This is a genomic window from Staphylococcus hyicus, assembly GCF_000816085.1.
In the GTDB taxonomy this organism is placed as follows: domain Bacteria; phylum Bacillota; class Bacilli; order Staphylococcales; family Staphylococcaceae; genus Staphylococcus; species Staphylococcus hyicus.
Map to the genome: position 1 here is coordinate 1,686,445 of NZ_CP008747.1, position 21,558 is coordinate 1,708,002.

20 protein-coding genes and 1 pseudogene are annotated in these 21,558 nt (G+C 36.8%); 1 reads left to right on the forward strand and 20 read right to left on the reverse strand.

The window, feature by feature from the left end; all coding sequences use genetic code 11:
• Window positions 1-17: 17 nt before the first annotated feature.
• The 20 genes and pseudogenes from SHYC_RS07980 to SHYC_RS08075 form a co-directional block, all read right to left on the reverse strand.
• A complete protein-coding gene (locus tag SHYC_RS07980; protein ID WP_082021546.1) occupies window positions 18-650 on the reverse strand; it encodes a phosphatase PAP2 family protein in 633 nt (210 codons plus the stop codon).
• Window positions 651-984: 334 nt separating this feature from the next.
• On the reverse strand, window positions 985-1,335 hold the full coding sequence (gene rplS / locus SHYC_RS07985) for a 50S ribosomal protein L19 (RefSeq protein ID WP_037564712.1): 351 nt from the start codon (window positions 1,333-1,335) through the stop codon (window positions 985-987).
• A gap of 102 nt (window positions 1,336-1,437) precedes the next feature.
• Window positions 1,438-2,175 carry a tRNA (guanosine(37)-N1)-methyltransferase TrmD gene (trmD, locus tag SHYC_RS07990; protein WP_039646080.1) on the reverse strand — a complete coding sequence of 246 codons (738 nt, stop codon included), beginning with the start codon at window positions 2,173-2,175 and terminating at the stop codon, window positions 1,438-1,440.
• Complete coding sequence (gene rimM / locus SHYC_RS07995; RefSeq protein WP_039646082.1) at window positions 2,172-2,675, reverse strand: ribosome maturation factor RimM; 504 nt, start codon at window positions 2,673-2,675, stop codon at window positions 2,172-2,174. Before rimM ends, trmD begins: the two co-directional genes overlap by 4 nt.
• A 105-nt stretch (window positions 2,676-2,780) precedes the next feature.
• Window positions 2,781-3,056, reverse strand: coding sequence for a 30S ribosomal protein S16 (gene rpsP, locus SHYC_RS08000; RefSeq protein ID WP_039646084.1), 276 nt, complete (start codon window positions 3,054-3,056; stop codon window positions 2,781-2,783).
• Between the two features lie 252 nt (window positions 3,057-3,308).
• The gene (gene ffh, locus SHYC_RS08005; protein ID WP_039646086.1) at window positions 3,309-4,676 is read right to left on the reverse strand and encodes a signal recognition particle protein; all 1,368 of its coding nucleotides are present in this window, start codon (window positions 4,674-4,676) and stop codon (window positions 3,309-3,311) included.
• A gap of 14 nt (window positions 4,677-4,690) precedes the next feature.
• Entirely contained in the window at window positions 4,691-5,023 is a 333-nt protein-coding gene (locus SHYC_RS08010) for a putative DNA-binding protein (protein WP_039646088.1), read from the reverse strand.
• Window positions 5,000-6,332: pseudogene (ftsY, locus tag SHYC_RS08015) on the reverse strand (signal recognition particle-docking protein FtsY); the annotation flags it as partial. The pseudogene ftsY and the gene SHYC_RS08010, both read right to left, overlap by 24 nt.
• Window positions 6,333-9,899 (reverse strand): chromosome segregation protein SMC, encoded by a 3,567-nt coding sequence (gene smc / locus SHYC_RS08020; RefSeq protein ID WP_039646093.1) that lies wholly within the window; start codon window positions 9,897-9,899, stop codon window positions 6,333-6,335. It lies immediately after the preceding pseudogene.
• A gap of 3 nt (window positions 9,900-9,902) precedes the next feature.
• A complete protein-coding gene (gene rnc, locus SHYC_RS08025) occupies window positions 9,903-10,634 on the reverse strand; it encodes a ribonuclease III (RefSeq protein WP_039646095.1) in 732 nt (243 codons plus the stop codon).
• A 107-nt stretch (window positions 10,635-10,741) separates the two neighbouring features.
• A complete protein-coding gene (locus SHYC_RS08030) occupies window positions 10,742-10,975 on the reverse strand; it encodes an acyl carrier protein (protein ID WP_039646097.1) in 234 nt (77 codons plus the stop codon).
• Between the two features lie 323 nt (window positions 10,976-11,298).
• Entirely contained in the window at window positions 11,299-12,036 is a 738-nt protein-coding gene (fabG, locus tag SHYC_RS08035) for a 3-oxoacyl-[acyl-carrier-protein] reductase (RefSeq protein ID WP_039646099.1), read from the reverse strand.
• Window positions 12,029-12,955: an ACP S-malonyltransferase gene (fabD, locus tag SHYC_RS08040; RefSeq protein WP_039646101.1), complete on the reverse strand. Its 927-nt coding sequence runs from the start codon at window positions 12,953-12,955 to the stop codon at window positions 12,029-12,031. The genes fabG and fabD overlap by 8 nt, the downstream gene beginning before the upstream one ends.
• Entirely contained in the window at window positions 12,948-13,934 is a 987-nt protein-coding gene (gene plsX, locus SHYC_RS08045) for a phosphate acyltransferase PlsX (RefSeq protein ID WP_039646103.1), read from the reverse strand. Before plsX ends, fabD begins: the two co-directional genes overlap by 8 nt.
• A gap of 1 nt (window position 13,935) precedes the next feature.
• On the reverse strand, window positions 13,936-14,496 hold the full coding sequence (gene fapR / locus SHYC_RS08050) for a transcription factor FapR (protein ID WP_039646105.1): 561 nt from the start codon (window positions 14,494-14,496) through the stop codon (window positions 13,936-13,938).
• Between the two features lie 252 nt (window positions 14,497-14,748).
• Window positions 14,749-16,794 (reverse strand): ATP-dependent DNA helicase RecG, encoded by a 2,046-nt coding sequence (recG, locus tag SHYC_RS08055; RefSeq protein ID WP_039646107.1) that lies wholly within the window; start codon window positions 16,792-16,794, stop codon window positions 14,749-14,751.
• Window position 16,795: 1 nt separating this feature from the next.
• Window positions 16,796-17,665 (reverse strand): L-serine ammonia-lyase, iron-sulfur-dependent, subunit alpha, encoded by an 870-nt coding sequence (gene sdaAA / locus SHYC_RS08060; protein WP_039646109.1) that lies wholly within the window; start codon window positions 17,663-17,665, stop codon window positions 16,796-16,798.
• A gap of 17 nt (window positions 17,666-17,682) precedes the next feature.
• Window positions 17,683-18,348 carry an L-serine ammonia-lyase, iron-sulfur-dependent subunit beta gene (gene sdaAB, locus SHYC_RS08065; RefSeq protein WP_039647664.1) on the reverse strand — a complete coding sequence of 222 codons (666 nt, stop codon included), beginning with the start codon at window positions 18,346-18,348 and terminating at the stop codon, window positions 17,683-17,685.
• A gap of 163 nt (window positions 18,349-18,511) precedes the next feature.
• On the reverse strand, window positions 18,512-20,170 hold the full coding sequence (fakA, locus tag SHYC_RS08070; protein ID WP_039646111.1) for a fatty acid kinase catalytic subunit FakA: 1,659 nt from the start codon (window positions 20,168-20,170) through the stop codon (window positions 18,512-18,514).
• 12 nt (window positions 20,171-20,182) lie between these two features.
• Window positions 20,183-20,557: an Asp23/Gls24 family envelope stress response protein gene (locus SHYC_RS08075; protein WP_039646113.1), complete on the reverse strand. Its 375-nt coding sequence runs from the start codon at window positions 20,555-20,557 to the stop codon at window positions 20,183-20,185.
• A gap of 437 nt (window positions 20,558-20,994) precedes the next feature.
• On the opposite strand from SHYC_RS08075, the gene rpmB reads away from it, so the two are divergent.
• Entirely contained in the window at window positions 20,995-21,183 is a 189-nt protein-coding gene (gene rpmB / locus SHYC_RS08080) for a 50S ribosomal protein L28 (protein WP_037564748.1), read from the forward strand.
• The last annotated feature ends 375 nt before the right edge of the window (window positions 21,184-21,558 follow it).

Here is a 21,558-nt window from a genome sequence, read left to right on the forward strand (position 1 = left end):
TGCACACTGTATCAAATTCAAATAATTTCAAACACTTTAGCATGTTTAAAATATTTACGTAAATCAAATTTCAACTTATAAAGTCGGTACAACATTAAAGACATGTTAACCCAGAAAATGCCAAATGTCACGCCGCCGATGACATCTGTAATAAAGTGTGCGTGAAAATAAAGTCTTGAAAACAAAATACTTATCCATAAAATCATGACAACCGAAAACGCACCCCAACGTACGAGGCGATGACTGATTTTCGGTATAAACACGATAAATAACAACATGACAATCAGTGTGCTTGAGAGTGAATGCCCACTTGGAAATGAAAAACCTGTATCATTTAATAAATGGTCATATGGGCGAAGACGATGAAAAAAATCCTTTAATATAAATCCTAAAATACCGCCACTTGCCACTGTTCCTAACATCCAGAATGCGAATAGATAATATTTTTTTACCATTAATATAAGTGCACCGATTATAATTAAAATAACAAACGTAAGTACATCACCGTATGTGGCAACAAATGTCATATACCCGTTAAAAAATCCATGGTTGAATACCATATGCGGCTCTCCAAATTGTTGCATAAACCATTTGAATACGCCGTGATCTAATGTGAATGTCAATTTAAAATTTAACGCCACACTACTCATAATGATAATAAAGATAAAGCTACTGACAATAGAAGTTATTTTCAGTTTTATCGGTCATCAATACGTATGTTATCGTTCACATCGTGAAAAGTTAACAAAATTTAAAATAAAATAGTCTCATTTTATTTTACTATTGTATTTTAAATCCCCGTATTTTATAGACCTACCCCCTTTTTTGTACATTTTTTATAGTATAGCTCTTTTTCAATTTTTCCACATGCATATGAAGCCGTAATTTGTGCTCATCCATTAGACCTATTCGTACGTTAATCCATAATAAAAAAGCCTGAACACCTCATCTTTAACAGATGTGCATTCAAGCTTTATACATGTATTAGCGAATTTCTTGGATACGTGCTGCTTTACCACGTAAGCTACGTAAGTAGTATAGTTTCGCACGACGAACTTTACCACGACGTTTTAATTCGATTTTTTCAATTTTTGGTGTGTGCAACGGGAATGTACGTTCAACACCAACTCCTGATGAAATTTTACGAACTGTGAATGTTTCAGAAATACCGCCACCGCGACGTTTAATTACAACACCTTCGAATACTTGGATACGCTCACGTGTACCTTCGACGATACGTACGTGTACACGTAATGTATCACCAGCACGGAATGTTGGGATATCGTCACGTAATTGTGATTTCGTTACTGCTTCGATTAATTTGTGGTTTGTCATTTTATATACTCTCCTTCAACCTATGTTCTTGCCTTGACAATAAATAGCAGCGGATCATAGTGATTTTTGTGCATTTCACACTCAGAATATTGTAGCAAAGTTTTAGTCCATTTTCAATGTTCTTTTGTGTGATTCTACAATTTTCTTATCTTCATTTGTGAGCGGATACCGTTCAAGTAAATCCGGTCGCTTTTCTAATGTACGCTTTAATGATTGTTCACGACGCCATTTTTCGATGTGTGCATGATTTCCTGAAAGTAATACATCTGGTACAACATGACCTTCAAATTCCCTTGGTCTCGTGTATTGCGGATATTCTAATAATCCACTAGAAAACGAATCGTCTTCGTGTGAAACCTGATTTCCTAACACGTCTGGAAGGAGTCGAACGATGGCATCTGTCATAACCATAGCAGGTAATTCTCCACCTGTAAGGACAAAATCACCTACAGAAAACTCATCTGTAACAAGCGCTTCTCGAATGCGCTCATCGTATCCTTCATAATGTCCACAGATAAAAACAATATGTTCTGCTCTTGAAAGGGCCTCGGCCTGTTGTTGGTCAAAACGGCGACCTTGAGGCGTCATTAAAATCACTCGTGTATGATCCGTTGTCTCTAAATCACGCATCGCATTAAAGATAGGTTCAGGCTTTAAAACCATACCTTGACCCCCGCCATATGGATAATCATCCACCTGGTTATGTTTATTATTCGCGTAATCTCTAAAATTAATCGTACGTGTCTGTAAAATTTCTTTATCACGTGCACGTTTTAAAATAGACGCATTGAATACACCTTCAAACATTTCTGGAAATAACGTTAAATAATCAATTCTCATTCATTTAACAATCCTTCCATTGGTGTAATGACGATACGCTTTTCTTCAATATCAATGTCTTTCACAACATCAGCAATATAAGGAATTAAATGTTCTTTTTCGCCTTTAACTACCCATACATCGTTAGCACCTGTCTCAAATATTTCAGTGACACGCCCTATTGGACGCGCACCATCAAATACTGTACATCCTATAATATCAGAATAGTAGTATTCATGTTCAGCTAATTCGATATCTTTATGGTCACGCTCTTGATATAATGATTGCCCTTTTAAATGTTCTATATCATTAATATTGTTATAACCATCAAATGTTAACATATGTAGCCCTTTGTGCATACGATGTGTACGGACAGTGAGTGACACGGTTTGTCCTTTTTCATTCACTTCAAGTATTTCTCCTGGCTGAAAACGTACATCAGTAAAATCTGAATTAGATTGAATTTTGACTTCCCCTTTGATGCCATGTGTATTGACGATTTTACCCACTTCTACTTTCATCGATTGGGCCTCCTCTTTCAAAAATAATAAACAAAAAAAGTGAGACGTAAAATCAAACACTTCAATTTGATTTCGTCGTCTCACCTACGTTAATGAACTCTAGAATTATTTTGCTTTCTTTTGTTCGTCAAACGTTTTTAAGATACCTTCACGTGAAAGAATGTTGTGAACTGTATCTGTTGGTTTAGCACCATCTTTTAACCATTTAAGTGCTAATTCTTCATTAATTGTAACCTCAGGTGCATTGACTGCAGATGGGTTGTAAGTACCGATTTGCTCGATGATACGACCATCACGTGGTGAACGTGCATCAGCCACTACGATACGGTAGAATGGATTTCTTTTTGAACCTAAACGTGTTAAACGAATTTTAACTGCCATTTATAATACGCTCCTTTAAATTTTCAATAGTTTTGTTATCTACAAGAAATTATAATAACAGGGTTTTCGATGTTTGTAAAGAGAAAATACTTTACCAATTTAAAAATGATGCTAAATGCTTTCATTAGGCAACGTTATCACCTATTTTATTTACCTTGACTTTGATTTCAACTCAAAAAGCGTTAGCGTTTGGACACAAATATAAGGAGTAGAAATGATATCACTTCGATTTCATTCCTACTCCTCTAACCATTAAAATGGCAGATTCATACCTTTCAGCATGTTTTGCATTTGGCTTTGTTTACCTTTTTTACCTTTAGCTCCACCTGTAAATTGTTTCATCATTTTTTTCATATCATTAAACTGTTTTAGTAAACGGTTTACTTCTTGTAATGAACGACCTGATCCAGCAGCAATACGACGTTTACGTGAAATATTTAACTTTGCAGGATTCTCACGTTCTGCTGGTGTCATCGATTGAATAATTGCTTTAATATGATCGATTTGTTTATCGCTCATTTGTAAGTTGTTGATCCCTTTCATTTTATTCATTCCAGGAATCATTTTCATGATGTCATCTAAAGGCCCTAAGTTTTTCACTTGATCGAGTTGTTCTAGGAAATCCTCTAACGTAAAGGATGAATCACGCATTTTCTTTTCTAAATCTTTTGCTTTTGATTCATCTACATCTTGTTGGGCTTTTTCAATAAGGCTCAATACATCACCCATGCCTAGAATACGCGATGCCATACGTTCTGGATGGAACAATTCCAAGCCATCCATTTTTTCACTCATACCTACAAACTTAATTGGTTTTTGTGTAACAGCACGAATTGAGAGCGCCGCACCACCACGTGTATCTCCATCAAGTTTTGTAAGTGTGACACCTGTCACATCAAGTTGTTTGTCGAATGAATCTGCGACGTTGACTGCATCTTGACCTGTCATCGCATCAACAACTAACATAATTTCATCAGGTTTAGAAATTTCTTTAACTTCTTGCAATTCGTTCATTAATGCTTCATCAATGTGTAAACGACCTGCAGTATCAATAATTACAAAATCAAGATGTTCTTCTTTGGCGTGTTTTAACGCATTTTCAACAATTTGTTGGGGTGGGACTTGGTCGCCTTCCGAATATACAGGAATATCGATTTGCTTCCCTACGGTTTGTAATTGATTGATTGCGGCTGGACGATAAATATCTCCAGCTACAAGTAATGGTTTTTTATTATATTTTTTTCGCATTAATAATGCAAGCTTACCGGCAGTTGTTGTTTTACCGGCACCTTGTAAGCCGACCATCATTACTACAGTTGGTGGCTTTTTCGCCATTGTGATACGACTATTGTCGCCACCCATTAACGTTGTCAATTCTTCTTGTACAATCTTTATTACTTGTTGTCCTGGAGTCAATGATTTCATTACATCAGAACCAAGTGCACGTTCTGACACTGTGTTCACAAAGTTTTTCACAACTTTGAAGTTGACATCGGCTTCAAGTAAAGCAAGGCGTACTTCTCGCATCATCAATTTAATGTCCGCCTCTGTCACTTTACCTTTACCTTTTATTTTCTGCATCGTCTCTTGCAGTCGATCGGATAACCCTTCAAATGCCATTAAGTGACCCCTCCTTATTCTAAGTCTTCTAATTCTTTAATATAGCGTTTTAATATTTCAGGTTGGTCAAGCGCTTGCTTCATTAATTCATAGAGTTCTTGACGGCGCGTAAAACGGCGATATAACCCTAACTTTTTCTCATAATCTTCTACTAAGTCGCCAGTTCTTCTTATATTATCATAAACAGCTTGTCGACTCACATCAAACGTTTCTGCGATTTCACTTAACGCATAATCTTCTAAGTAAAATAATCTTAAATAGTTACGCTGTTTTTCAGTTAATAACGATTGATAAAAATCAAACAAGTAGTTCATTCGAATTGTTTTAATTAAATCATTGTCGTTCATCCGTCTCGTCACCATTTTCGTTGTCATCTGTCGTTACACTTTGTTCAATCATATCAGCAAACAGACCATAAACATAACTTTCCGCATTGAATGGTTGTAAGTCATCTAATTTTTCTCCGAGTCCAACATATTTAACTGGAATGTGTAATTCGTTTCGAATCGCAAGGACAATACCACCTTTTGCAGTACCATCAAGTTTTGTTAATACGATGCCTGTCACATCTGTTACTTCTTTAAATGCTTTGGCTTGTGCTAAGGCATTTTGACCCGTAGTGGCATCTAAACATAATAAGACTTCGTGTGGTGCTTCAGGGATCGCACGACCAATGACACGTTTCACTTTTTGAAGCTCATTCATTAAGTTTTGTTTGTTCTGAAGGCGTCCTGCTGTGTCACAAATTAAAATGTCGACACCTTTATTTTTAGCAGCATTAATTGCATCATACATTACTGCTGCAGGATCTGATCCTTCTTTTTGACGCACAACCTCAACACCAACACGGTCTCCCCAAACTTGAAGTTGCTCAATGGCACCTGCTCGGAACGTATCACCAGCAGCAAGCATTACTTTTTTACCTTGTGCTTGATAGCGATGCGCAAGCTTACCAATTGTAGTTGTTTTACCTACGCCATTTACACCAACCATTAAAATAACATTGAGACGGTCATCTTCTAAGTTCATTTCTTCAGACTTATCATCTTCTTGATGGTAAATCTCAACCATTTTTTCTACAATCGTTTCACGTAAATCTTCGGTTTCAGTGACATTGCGACGTTTTGCTTCCATACGCAGTTCATCCACAAGTTCCATAACAGTATTGAAACCAACATCCGCTTGAATTAACATTTCTTCTAATGCTTCAAAAAAGTCTTCATCCACAGTACGATAATGGGCAATTAAGTTGTTTAATTGCGTTTGAAAATTTTCACGTGATTTCTCTAGACCATCGCGGAACTTAGCACCAATTTTTTGTGCCTCAAGTTCTTCAAACTCTTCGATAGACATCAGGCCATCATCTTCAAAGTCATCATCCCAACTTTGAACTTTCCAGTCAATTTCATTCGCTTTTAACTTTTTCTTTTTAGGGGGTGTTTGCTTCACTTCCGAATGCGACAACTGCGCGTTTTTATTATCAGGTTGCGGATGATTTGATTCTAATTGACGATGAAAATCTTGATTCTCATCACGCCACTCCACTTCCTCATGGGATTCATTTTTACGTTCAGATTCAAATTCATCCAATTTCCCTAAATCTTTTTCAATGTCTTGTCCACTAAATTTGTCTTTAAGTCGTTTAAAAAAGCTCATCTAGCTTTGTTCCTCCTTCATGACATCATCAATTGTATTTAAATTAACACTTACAAGTCTTGATACACCTAATTCTTGCATTGTAACACCATAGAGTCGGTCACACATTTCCATTGTACCTTTACGATGCGTAATCACAATAAATTGCGTTTCATGTGATAAATCACGTAAAAATTGAGCGTAACGCACTACATTAGCTTCATCAAGGGCAGCTTCTACTTCATCCAGTATAACAAATGGCGCAGATCTCACCTTTAAAATTGCGAAAAGTAATGCGATTGCGCTTAACGCACGCTCTCCACCACTGAGTAATGAAAGATGCTGTAATTTTTTTCCAGGTGGCTGCACTTTTATATCAACACCGGCTGTTAAATAATCTTCATCTGTTAAACTTAACGTGGCTTCTCCACCGCCAAATAACGCTTTAAATACGTCTGAAAAATGCGTTTGAACTGCATGAAACGTCTTACTAAAACGCACTGTCACTTCTGCATCCATTTCTGCAATGATTTGTTCAAGTGTATTTTTCGCCTCACGTAAATCATTTCGTTGTGTAGATAAAAATGTATACCTTTCGTTAACCTCATCAAATTGGTCTATCGCATTTACGTTGACAGGTCCTAATTCATCTATAGTCATCTGAGTCAGTTTCACCTTTTGACGTAATGAAGAGATGTCTTCATCTGTTATAGCAAAATGCGTTTCAGCATATTGGAAAGTCATATGATATTTCTCATCTAAATGCGTCAGTGCATGATCAATAAGTACATCTAAACGTGACTGAGCTGACTTAATATCTTGATACTGATTTTCAATCGATAACAATTGTTGATGGATTTCTTCTAATGCTTTTTCATTTGAATCAATTAATTGTTCAGTATCTAAACGCTTTTGGCGTAAATGGTCTTGATCATCAACCAAATTTTGTTTTTTCTTTTGCAATGATTGAATTTTCTCATCTAATGACGTCAATGTTGCGCCATCACTACCATCATCTGAATTGATTAACTCATATTGTTCTTGTAATTTTTGTAATTGCGTCGTCACTGTTTCTAGTTCTTGATCTAACCTTTTGTGATCCGCCTGTTGAGATTTAAGACGCTCTTTGATGACAGCGAAATCTGATTGCTTTTGGTGAAGTGATTGTTGTAACGTACTTTGTTTTTCTTTATCTTCTTTCGATTGCGTTGTTAAAGCATGTATTTTTTGATTTAAAGTATCAAGTTTTGAAGCTAATGAAGCATGTTCTTGTTGCTTAGATTGAAGTGTGGCCTCACTTTTCTCTCTCTGATAACCATCATTCATTTCAAATTCAAATTCTTCATGTTCAGCTTTAAGACGTTGCTCTATTTCATGATGTCGATCTTGTTCTAAAGATAAATCGTGAATAGCATGTTTCAAATGATTATGTTGTTGTTGGACTTTGACATAAGCATCGCTTAATTCATTTTGTTTTTGTTTTAGGTTTTGACAATGTGTTTCGAGACTTTTGGTTTGTTCAATATATGATTCTAATTGGGATTCAAGACGTTGAATATCTTGTTTTTGACTTAAGATAGATTGTTTTTGTTGGGTGCCACCACCCGTCATTGAGCCACCAGGGTTAACAACATCACCCTCTAATGTCACAATGCGAATTTTATAGCGCAAAGCTTTAGCAATGGCGTTAGCATTGACAATGGTATCCGCAATAATCGTGCGCCCTAATAAATTTTCAATGATGTGTTGGTACGTATTTTCTGTTTGAACAGCATCACTTGCAACTGTAATAAATCCATTAAGTGTGGATGCTTCTTTTACTAACGCTTCTTCAATATGTTTAGGTTTAATGACAGATAAAGGCAAAAACGTCGCTCGCCCAGCCTTTTTCTGTTTTAGAAATTGAATGGCGTTTCGTGCCGTTTTTTCATCTTCCACGATGACATGCTGCATTGTGGCACCTAAGGCGGTTTCAATTGCTACAGTCATATGAGATGGCACATTAATTTTTTGCGCGACAGCCCCGTGTATGCCCTCAAGATGTGTCGCATTTAATACCGCTTTAACACCTTGATAGTAATACGCCATTTCGTTATCACGTAAACGTAACCCTTCAATACGAGATTTTAATTGATCTGTATATCGGTAGGCTTGATATAATTTATCTTCAGCCGTTTTATGCGTCGCTTTTAAGTCCGACAATTGAACTTCAAGTTGCTTATTTTGTGTTTCAACCGCGTCAAGTTGCATTTCTTTTTCTTGCTTTTGAACGCCAATATCAGCAATCCGTTGTTGTGCTTCTTTTAACTGCTGATATGCTTCAGCTAATCTCGAATCTAAACGAGATTGTTTAATTTTATGTTCTTCTATCGTACGTTCTAAAAATCGAATTTCATTGTTTACTTCTGATTGTCTAGACATACATGCATAGTAATCATCTTTTAAAGCTTCAAGCGTTTCCTCATGATTCTCATCACGATTATTAAATGCCACTTCAAGTTCATGTATTTGTTTAGCAAGCATTTGTTTTTTCTGCTTTAAGTCATCCATTGACTCCTTGACGTCATCTCGTTGACGATACAATTGTTGTTGATGATGCGTCAAATTTTCTTGTTCTTCTTCAATACGCGCATTGGTTTGTGATTGGTTTTTTTGACGTTCTTCAATTAATTTATATTGACCCGTAAATTTTTCAACATTTTCTGTAACTTGAATTAATGTTTGATTTAAAGTTTCAAGTTGTTGATCTATTTGAAATCGTTCACCTTTCGTCTTTTGAATCGTTCTAGACACATCTGACTTTTTCGATTGAATTGTTTCTTGATTACTTTTAAGGTCATTGAGCTCTTGATCATGCGTACGAATTTGTGACTGATACGATTGAATGTCAAAAACAGTCACTTTTATATCACTTTCTTTTAACGTTTCCGATAATTGAAGATATTCTTTAGCAATCGCTGCTTCCTCTTTAAGAGGCTCTACACGCCCTTCTAAATCATACAAAATATCTTCTACACGATTTAAATTATCTTCTGTTTGCTCTAATTTATCCTCAGAGGCAGCTTTGCGCTTTTTATATTTTAGTACGCCTGCAGATTCTTCGATAATTTGGCGTCGATCTGTTGGTTTCGCATTTAGTACTTCGTCTACGCGACCTTGAGAAATAATGCTCAATGCTTCTTTACCTAAACCTGAGTCTAAAAATAACTCTACAACATCTTTTAACCTTTGGCGTTCGTTATTAATAAAAAACGCACTTTCGCCACTGCGATAAAGTCGTCGTGTCACGACAACATCTTCTGCTTCATAATTAAGTAAACCTTTGTGATTATCAAACCGTAATTGAACTTCAGCAAAATTTTGCGCATTACGATGTTTCGCTCCCGAAAAAATAACATCTTCCATTTTACTACCACGTAATGATTTTGCGGATTGTTCACCTAATACCCATTTGATTGCATCTGTAATATTACTTTTACCACTACCGTTAGGGCCAACTATTGCAGTAACGCCTTGATCAAACTGGACTTGTGTGGGTTCTGCAAATGATTTAAAGCCAACGACATCAATAGATTTTAAATAAACCATATGTTACTCCTTATTCGTCAGTTGCAGTAACGCTTTTTCTGCTGCTTTTTGTTCGGATTCTTTTTTAGTACGCCCTACCCCTGAAGCCACTGCTTCATTATCTAATAATACTTCTGACGTAAATTGTCGATGATGCGCTGGACCATCTTCTTTAATCAGGCGATATGATACAGAACTACGTAATGATTGATGCGCCATTTCTTGTAGTTGTGTTTTGAAGTCCACGACACCACTTAACGCATTATCTTCAACATAAGGAAATATAATCGCATTCGCAAACCGTTCTACGACTTCTAACCCTTGATCTAAATAAAGTGCGCCTACAAATGCTTCAAATGCATCTGCAATTAAAGAAGGTCGTGTTCGCCCTCCAGTTTTTTCTTCGCCTTTACCTAATAATATGAGTTGATTGAGTTTAATTTTATTCGCAAATATTACAAGTGATGGTTCACACACAATTGTTGCACGCATTTTTGTTAGGTCTCCCTCTGGAACATTAGGGTATTTCTCATATAAAAAGCGTGATACCGTCAATTCTAATACTGCGTCTCCTAAAAATTCTAATCGTTCATTATGACTTAATCGTTCCATATTAAAGTCATTAATAAAACTTGAATGTGAAAAAGCTTGTTGATAAATCTCTAAATTACGAAAGGGCAAATCAAGTTCCTTCATTTTTAGTTTAAAATTATGTTCAAAAGCGTTAAGTAGCGTTTGTTTTCGTAATTTTGCCATTCAGTCTCCTCCATTTAATTTACGTGTTTACTAAAGTTTTTATCACTTTTTCTTTATAAATGATTAGTAAAAAATCTGAGTCGAGAACACGACTCAGATGAAAAGAATTATTTTTCAAGTGTATTAATGTAATTCACAGCATCTCCAACTGTGTTGATTTTTTCAGCGTCTTCATCAGGAATCTCTGTACCGAATTCATCTTCTAATTCCATTACTAATTCCGCAATGTCAAGTGAATCTGCGCCTAAATCATCTTTGAATGAAGCATCTTCAGTTACCTTGTCAGCATCAACGCCTAAACGGTCAACGATGATATCTTTTACTTTATCGAAGTTTTCCACAGTGTTTCACCTCCTTTAAAAGTCGATGTATTTCATCAAATTGCGAGAAACGTGTCATAATGTCCTTCCTCGATTTATGAAATACCGGACTTTTTTATTTTGCCATTTTATCTACATAAATACAACCATTCTCATGCAAAAACTCCCGTATTTTACGATGTTAAAATGATACCACTTTGCGTATACGATTTAATGCATTTTGGTTATATATTTCATAAGTAATTCAATGATGTACTAAAATGAGATTTAACGTCTTTTGATAGACTAAATATCGCCACGCACGTCAAAATCAGGCTTTGACGTTCCGTTCACGAATCTCATTTCTATTCCATGTGCATGCCGCCATTAACATGAATCGTTTGACCAGTAATGTATTTCGCTTTGTCTGAAGCTAAAAAGGCAACAGTATGCGCAATATCCTTGTCCTCACCAAAATGACCCAACGGGATTTGTGCTTTCATTCCGGCTTTTAAATCGTCATTTAACGCATTCGTCATGTCGGATACAATAAATCCTGGCGCAACTGCATTCACCGTAATATGGCGTGAAGCGAGTTCACGTGCGGCTGTTTTCGTCATACCAATTACACCTGCTTTTGAGGCAACGTAATTAATTTGACCTGGATTACCAACAGCGCCTACGATACTCGTCAAGTTAATAATGCGGCCACCTTTTTGACGCAACATTTGAGGCGTCACTTTTTGAATACAATTAAATACGCCTTTTAAGTTAGTATCAATGACATCGTCCCATTCATGTTCTTTCATGCGCATTAATAAATTATCACGTGTAATTCCTGCATTATTGACTAAAACATCGACTGAACCAAATTGGCTAACGACTTCTTTAATCATTGCTTTAACTTCGTCTGGGTTCGCTACATTCGCTTGAATTGCAAATGCCTCTGCACCTTTTTCCTTTATGCTTTCTACGACTTGTTCTGCTTTTTCTTTGTTGCCTGCATAGTTAACCGCAACGTTAAATCCTTCTTCAGCTAATTGTAATGCGATACTGCGTCCAATACCTCTTGACGCACCTGTTACTAATGCTACTTTAGTCATGTTTTAACCATTCCTTTACATCTTCGAGTGTTTGAATCGAAGTTAATTTAACATCTCTATTTATTTTTTTAACTAAGCCTGATAACACTTTACCTGGCCCGACCTCTACAAAATGGTCTGCACCTTGTGCAATTAGCCATTCTACAGATGCAATAAATTGAACCGGTGAATACAATTGTTCAATCATGTGTTGATGAATAATCTCGGCATCTTGTTCGCCTTGTGCATTCACATTTTGAACCACAGGTACTTTTGCGTTAGACCATTCAAATGTTGATGTATAAGCTTCAAAATCATCTTCAATTACTTTCATCATTGAGGAATGAAAAGGTCCTGAAACTTGAAGTGGCATGACGCGTTTTGCACCAAAAGATTTACCTTTAGCAACAAATTCGTCAATTTTTGATTTGTGCCCAGACACCACAATCTGTCCTGGACAATTGATGTTTGCTGGTTCAACAATTTCATTTTCTGTAGAAAGCGCATCACAAATCGTTTTAACTTCATCAAATGAAAGTCCAAGTACTGCGGCCATACTTCCAACTCCATCTGGGAAGGCTTTGGCCATTAACTCGCCACGACGACGCACAATTTTAACAGCATCTTCAAATTTGAGGACACCACTCATAACAAGACTTGAATATTCACCTAAGCTATGACCAATGGTAAAATCTGGTCGCGGGCGACCCATCGCTTCATATAAAGCCATACTATGCGTCAGTAAAGCTGGCTGCGTATTTTCAGTTTGACCTAAAACACCTTGGTCGTCTTTAAACATTGTTTGTAATAAATCAAAGTCGACACTCGCTTGTGCTTGATCTAAAATATGCGTCGCATTTTCATCTGCTTGATATAAATCTGCAGCCATACCTACTTTTTGTGCACCTTGCCCTGGAAACATAAATACAGTTTTACTCATTCTTTTCTCCTACCTTTTCGCGCATAATGTCCACAATTTTGGAATCGCTAGCAATTTTAGCCTGTCTAATTGCAGAATAAAACGCTTTCGCATTGGAACTACCATGTGCTTTAACAACGACGCCATCAAGCCCCAATAAAACGGAACCTCCATACTCAGAATAATCCAATTGTTTTGCTATCGATTTAATGTCTTTCTTCATAATCAAAAGCGCTACTTTATTTTTTAATTTAGACATTAATGTTCCTTTGATGATTTTTCCAAACGATTTTGCGATACCTTCTAAATTTTTCAAAATCATATTTCCAGTATAACCATCAGTAACAATGACATCGGCGTCATCTTCTAAGATAGATTTAGCTTCAATATTCCCTACAAAATGAAGCATGTCTGAATCTTTTAATAGTGCATACGCCTGTTTCGTTAAACTGTTGCCTTTTTGCGCTTCAGTTCCAATATTAAGTAATGCTACACGTGGTTTCTCGATATTACGTACATTTTGTGCATAAATGTGCCCTAAGATTGCATTTTGGTATAAATGTTCTGCTTTTGCATCTGCATTTGCGCCAACATCTAAAAAGACAACGCCATTGCCTTTTACAGTTGGTAACGTCACTACAAGCGCCGGTCTTGAAACGCCTGGCAATCTACCAACTAAAAATAAGCCAGCAGACATTAATGCGCCAGTATTACCTGCTGATACGCACGCCATAGCTTCTCCATTTTTGACCGCTTCCGCCATTTTCACCATAGAGCTATCTTTTTTTCGTTTAATGGCCCGTACAGGTTCATCTTCCATTGATATCGTTTCTGTCGTATGGTGCATGTGTACCCTCGGATGTTGAATGGTACATTGTGCTTGGTCACCAAATAATAGAATCTCTAAATCCTCAAATTCATTCACTGCTTTTTCAACTGCTTCTAACACAATACCTGGTGCGTCGTCTCCACCCATCATATCCACAGCAATTTTAATCATGTTATTCATCCTCACTTATGTAATACATTTTAAAAATTCCTTCAAAAACTTTTGTATTATGAACGTATGAGCGTACTGTCATTTCATAATATTTATCATCATGATATTCAACGTGTGCTTCAGCAATCACGACATCACCTAAATAAACAGGTTTAACAAAGTGTATATGACTTTCTTTCGTTAATACGGATTCGTGTTGAACCAATGCCACACAAAGTGAATTTGCTTGTGCAAAAATGACATGTCCCCTTGCCACGCGATTGCGTGTGAAAACATCATGTTTTGTAATCGTGTAGATAGACTTTGCGTGACGATTTGCTTTTAATGCAACAACATCACCAATGATATCTTGATTTTCTAAAGAACTGATGTTTTCGTATTGGTCTTTCGCGACACGTTTAACGCGTTCTCTAAGTTCAGGAATATTTAACTGACTTCTATCGAGACGAATTGTTTGAATACTCACTTCATACATTTCACTCAATGCTTGATCAGTGATAAAGGGGTTTTGGTCTATTGTATTTTGAATCATTTCACGCCGTTCGTTTTTAGTTCTTTTCATTTTTTTGCCACCCCGATTTAGTACCAAGTCTTAATGGACTCAATCCTATTCTACCATGCCACCGTAGAACTGCAAAATAATTTAATCATCAATTCCGCAGTACAAATTTACACCCTAATTACTTTCATTTAATTAAACATCACACACTAATCCAAACTACAATCACGCTTTTTGTATCTTGGCAAGCATCATCACAAATTAAAAAAGCATTAAGACCGTATTTTAACGATACTTAATGCTTAATTAATAGTGTTAGTCAAAACTTTGTTGCAACATGTTGTCTTCGATAAAATGACGTAGTTTCGCATATACTTCTGTAAAAAAAGCGCCACTTTGTATCAGCTCTGCCGCTTCATCGCGCGCGACTTCCAACATTCGGTAATCTTCTACAATATTACCAACAAGAAAATCTGGAAGCCCGCTTTGTTTGACTCCAAAAAAGTCACCAGGACCTCGCATTTCTAAATCCCGTTCACTTAACTCAAATCCATCTGTTGTTTGCGTCATAATTTGCATTCGTTCAATACCTGTTTCTGTTTTAGGAGATGCAATCAATACACAATAACTTTGGTAATCACTTCGTCCAACACGACCACGTAATTGATGTAGCGTCGAAAGCCCAAAGCGATCAGCGTCATAGATTACCATAAATGTAGCGTTTGGTACATTCACGCCTACTTCAACCACCGTGGTCGCTACAAGAACATCTATCGCATGCGAGCTAAACTGATGCATCACGTGATCTTTTTCATCTGAAGTCATTTTCCCATGTAAAATGCCAATACGTACATCCGGTAGTTGTACTTTTAAGCGGTCATACAATGCGAGCACATTTTGCACATCATCAAGATGTTCGGAACTTTCAATGAGCGGTGAAATGACGTATGCTTGACGTCCTTTTTTCACTTCATCATTAAGTTGGTTTAAAACTTGTTCATAAGCATCATGCTTTACCCAATGTGTTTCGATTGGTTTTCGCCCTTGAGGTAAGTGTTTAATAGAAGACACATCCATTTCTCCAAAAACAGATATCGCTAATGTTCTTGGTATCGGTGTAGCTGTCATAAAAAGAACGTTACTTAACGCCCCTTTTTCACGTAATTTTTGACGTTGTTCCACACCAAAACGATGCTGTTCGTCAGTAATAACGAGACCAATGTTATGAAACATCACATCCTCTTGAATCAACGCGTGTGTACCAATAATACAATCAATCTCACCTTGTGCCAATTGTTCAAGTAATAATTGTCTCTTCTTACCTTTTACAGAACCTGTTAATAATGCAACATTCATTTTGTCACCAAACAATTGTGCTAAACTTTCTGCATGTTGTTCGGCAAGTATTTCTGTAGGTACCATCAGCGCAGATTGATAGTTCGCTGTTTTTAACGCATACATACATATTGCGGCAACGACTGTTTTACCAGATCCTACATCTCCTTGCAGTAATCGATGCATGCGAATGGGAGCTTTCAGATCTCTAAAAATTTCATTTACACTTGATTTTTGGCCTTCTGTTAATTCAAATGGCAATTCATTAATAAAACGTTTTACTTCGTTGATATCATATGTAACTTCTACAGCTTGATCTGAAGTTTTTTCAAGACGATTTAACCATTGCATGCGCAATTCAAACATAAAAAACTCTGTAAACGCAAATGTCCGACGCGCTTTCATTAATGATTGTTTATCTCTAGCATGATGTAAAGCATAAAGTGTCTCTTTTAAAGTTTCTAATTTGTATTTTTGCCGCAACTCGATTGGCAACCATTCGTGTATGGTCACGTCGTTTAACGTTTTTTGAATCATTTCTTTGAGCGGCTTTTGCTTTAAACCTTCTTTCACACGGTAGATAGGGGTGAATTGTGCATCTTCATGTTGCGTTAAATCAAACATCATTTTAGTCCCATTAATCTCTTGTTTATGCTTTAACCACTTACCTTTAATGATGACTGTTTGATGTAATTGAATGTTTTTCTTTAAATAAGGTTGATTGAAATAGACAACTTTAACAGCAATACCATTAATCATGACATGCACAGTGAGTTTAGATTTATTCCGTCCAAAAAAAGCGACAGTTGGTGAGGAATACACCTCACCTTGCACTGTCACTATGGCTTCATTTTCCGCTTCATTAAGATCTATAAGCGCATTATTCTCATAACGCGTAGGCAGATGAAGGATTAAATCTTGGATACTCCAAATATTCATTTCATTTAAAATTTGCAAACGTTTCGGTCCCAAACCTTTGATGTCCTTTAATTCATAAGGATTTTCAATGAGGTTTACTTTTGTCATATTAATCACCAAAAATTTGTTGTTTTAAACGCTGACCTGTCGGTGTACCTGCAAGCCCACCGCGTCCTGTTTCACGAAGTGCTGATGGCATTGTTTGACCAATACGATACATCGCGTCAATCACTTCATCTGTAGGAATACGTGATTCAATGCCTGCTAAAGCCATATCAGCTGAGACAATCGCATTAGACGCACCTGCGGCATTTCTTTTAACACAAGGGACTTCAACAAGGCCTGCTACAGGATCACAAACCAAGCCGAGCATATTTTTCATACAAATTGCAAACCCCTCTGCTGATTGTCTCGGTGTGCCGCCTGCTGCTTCCACAACAGCAGCCGCAGCCATCGCTGCTGCTGACCCCACCTCTGCTTGACAACCACCCGCTGCACCAGAGATCGATGCATTATTCGCTACAACAAAACCAAACGCACCTGATGTTAATAAGAAGTTTAACATATCTGTACGTGAAAGTTGCAATTTATCTTTTAAAGCAAATAATACACCTGGAACAACACCAGCTGAACCCGCTGTAGGCGTTGCACATATTTTGCCCATTGCAGCATTCACTTCATTTGTGGCGACAGCTTTACTAACCGCATCGAGGAGCGTCTCACCTGCAATTGAACGCCCACTTTCAATGTATCGTTTCATTAAGACAGCGTCACCGCCTGTTAACCCCGTCTTAGAAGTAACACCATTGATGCCTTCTTCAACGGCATGTTCCATGGTTTCTAAATTTTTATTCATATGCGCATATACTTCTTCTTTAGACAGACCTGTGACAGCCATTTCTTGTTCCATCATGATTTCATAAATCGCTTTATCTTCTGCTTCGCACTTCGCGATTAATTCTTTAACATTTTTAAACATGCTATCCCCTCCATTCTCTACGCATCACCCATTAAGGAGACTGTAACCACACCTGGAACTTGACGAATCTCATTTAGTATCACTTCATTTATATCTTCATCAAGTTCACATGTCATCAGCGCCTGGTCACCTTTTTCTTTACGCGCCACTTGCATACTGCCCACGTTAATACTGTGATCTCCGATTATGTTTGCCACTTTACCAATCGTACCAAAGGTATCTTGATGAAAGACGAGTAGCGTTGGATAGTTACCACTTATCGCTAATTTAAATCCGTTTATTGCGACGATTTCAATTTTGCCACCACCGATTGAGACACCTTCAACAGAAATATGTTGATCACCATCAATCATATCAATAATCGCGGTATTAGGGTGCGCACGTTCTTCTGCCATTTCGATAAAATTAACACGCATCCCTTGCGCTTTTGCTGTTTCTAGACTAGTTTCAATACGACTATCATCGGTGTCATAACCTAAAAGTCCACCAACTAATGCTACATCTGTACCATGCCCGCGATATGTTTCCATAAATGAGCCGTATAAGTAAATATCTGCTTGTTGTGGTTGCTTGCCAAATAAATCTCTAGCAACAAGACCAATGCGCACTGCACCAGCTGTATGAGAAGACGATGGGCCTACCATCGTCGGGCCTATAATGTCAAAAACACTTTTATATTTCATCATTTCTTACCCCCTAGTTGCATATTAATGCAAGACATTCACATTATAACAAGCATTCACATGCTTTGAAATATTGTGATATAGCTTACAAATAAACTCACAGTATTCCCTAAAAAAATCACAGGTTAATGGTTTATACCCATTTCCTGTGATTTTAAAATGTTTATTCAACTGAGAAAAAATAAGGATAAATCGGTTGTTGACCTTGTTGAATTTCAACTTCTACATCTTCAAAATTAGATTCCATAAAGGATTCAATCCATTCTGTTTGTGCTTCAGTTGCTTCTTCACCAACAATAATCGTTAAAATTTCACTATCCTCATCTAACATTTTTTCTAATGTTTTTTGTAACGTCACGTTAACATCTTTGTCACTAACGACAATTTTATCTTCAACAAGTCCCATAAACGCATCTTTTTCAATTGTGATGCCATCGATTTTAGTATCGCGCACCGCATACGTTATAGATCCAGACTTAACATCTTCTAACGCGTTTGTCATGGCGTCATGGTTTTGTTTTAAATCGACCGTACCGTCATAGTTGAACATCGCTGTTATTCCTTGAGGGATGGTTTTTGTCGGTACCACTACGGCTTCTACATCTACAATTTCAGCTGCTTGTTGGCTTGCCATTTGGATATTTTTATTGTTTGGTAAGATGATTGCACGCTTACAACCACTTTGCTCAATAACTTTAACAATATCTTCAGTAGATGGATTCATAGTTTGACCACCGCTAATGACATGCGTGGCACCCATCGATTTGAATAATTTAGTAATGCCATCACCCATAGAAATTGTAATAATTGCTGTCTCTACAGGTTCATTTGATTGGGTTTCTGCTTCAGTTGTTTTCGCTGCTTCTTTGCGCAATACTTCACGATGTTGTTCACGCATATTTTCGGCTTTTACTTTAATTAATTCACCATATTTCTGACCGAACGTAAATACTTCCCCTGGCGTCTCAGTATGTACGTGAACTTTAACGATTTCATCATCACTAATAACGAGTAATGAATCACCAAATTGACTCATTTCGTCTCTAAAAGTTGTTTCATCGAATTTCGCTTTTCCCGGTAAGAAGCGTACCATCATTTCAGTACAATACCCATACACGATATCTTCCGTATTGATTACACCGTGAAAGTCATGCTCGTCATTAAAAAATGCTTCTTTATCGACACTAGGCGCTTTTTTTTCAATTTTTTCACCTTTCATTGCCATTAAGAAACCTTCATACACAAGTGTTAAGCCCTTACCACCACTATCTACAACTCCGACTTCCTTTAAGACAGGAAGTAAGTTCGGTGTATTTTCAAGTGATTTTAGTGCTGCTTCATACACATGTTCCATAATTTCTAAGCAATTGTCAGTGTCATTGATTTTTTCAGTAGCAGCATGTGCCGCATCTTTTGCCACTGTTAAAATAGTACCTTCTACAGGTTTCATGACTGCTTTATATGCTGTATTCACACCAGCTTCAAAGCTTTTTACAAAGCCTTTTGCATCAATTTCCTTTTCACTTTCTAACGCTTTCGAGAATCCTCTAAAGATTTGTGATAGAATCACACCTGAGTTACCTCGTGCGCCCATCAATAGCCCTTTAGAAAACGTTTTGCCTAATTCTCCGATGTGGTGTGAAGGATTGTTTTGTACTTCTTCTCTCCCAGATGTCATTGAAAGATTCATATTCGTTCCTGTATCCCCATCTGGAACTGGATATACATTCAATGCATCCACCATATCCGCATTATTAGATAAATTTTGTGCTCCCTGTATAATCATTTCGGCAAATAAATCGCCGTTGATTTTCGTAACCATCCGAATGTCCTCCTATTTGTCATTACCGTCGTTATTAAAACGCACGCCCTGTACAAAAATATTTACTGAATTCACTTTTAGTTTTAGTGTATGTTCAAGTGTATACTTCACGGTAGCTTGTACATTTTGTGCAACTTCAGAAATTTTCACACCGTAGCTGACTATAATATACATATCTACATCCAAAATACCGTTATTTTCTTTTACTACGATACCTTTTGCGTAGTTTTCATGACCTAAAATTTCCGCTAATCCATCACGAACTTGTTGACGTGAAGCCATTCCGACGATGCCATAGCATTCGACTGCTTTGCCACCTACAACTGATGCAATGACCTCGTTTGAAATATCTATGCTGCCGTAATCGTTTGTAATTTCTAATGACATAAATAAAGCCTCCTTATTCAACACTTGTATATATGGAGTTACTAGAAATAACTTGGATGTCTTCTTAGATGTTAATTCTCGGATTTCAAATATCGGAAGTTAGAAAACATAACACCTTATATACCTGTTATTTTTGCTGACGTGCAAACTTGCACTCATTTCCAACTCAACATACTATCCCATTAGTATCCATTTACATATTTATATCTATCTTACTAAATTTATTTAAAGCTTTCCATAAGGAACTACCTTATTTAAAGATTTTGTAAACATGCAACTATTTAATCACAATTTAAGATTATATCAGAAAGTACGTCATGCACAAAGCATTTTCTAATATATCGTTTATTTTTTATTGCGTTACAAATTTGAATGTGGTATATTACCTTAGTATGTAGTAGCAAAGTGTATTTGTATTTCTTAAAGGAGGTACGATGATGGGTAAACAATGTTTCGTAACAGGCCGTAAAGCGTCAACGGGTAACCACCGTTCTCACGCATTAAACTCAACTAAACGTCGTTGGAATGCTAACTTACAAAAAGTTAGAATTTTAGTTGATGGTAAACCTAAAAAAGTTTGGGTTTCAGCTCGTGCTTTAAAATCTGGTAAAGTTACTCGCGTGTAATTATCAGAAGCACATCTCTCAATTGAGAAATGAATGATATGAATATGAATCCCGTGTCTTTATGTGGAAGGCACGGGATTTTTATATTTTCATATCGGCTTTTACAAATTAAACGCTATTGCGTCATAGCGACTCACTTAATTAAATATGGGGTTGAAACATAGCCCCCCTGTTAATTAAAAAATAAACCAACAAAATTCAATAATACATGAACTTTATTGGCTATTATCTATATTAATAATTTTAGTGATGAACCCTATAATAAATAGTGATTAATCCCTTAGTCGAGACTTCTGAGGCATTAAGCCGAAACCGAAAATCCATTTTGAGTACAGAAATTCAAGACTATTGGCTTTTACAATATATAAGGCAGTA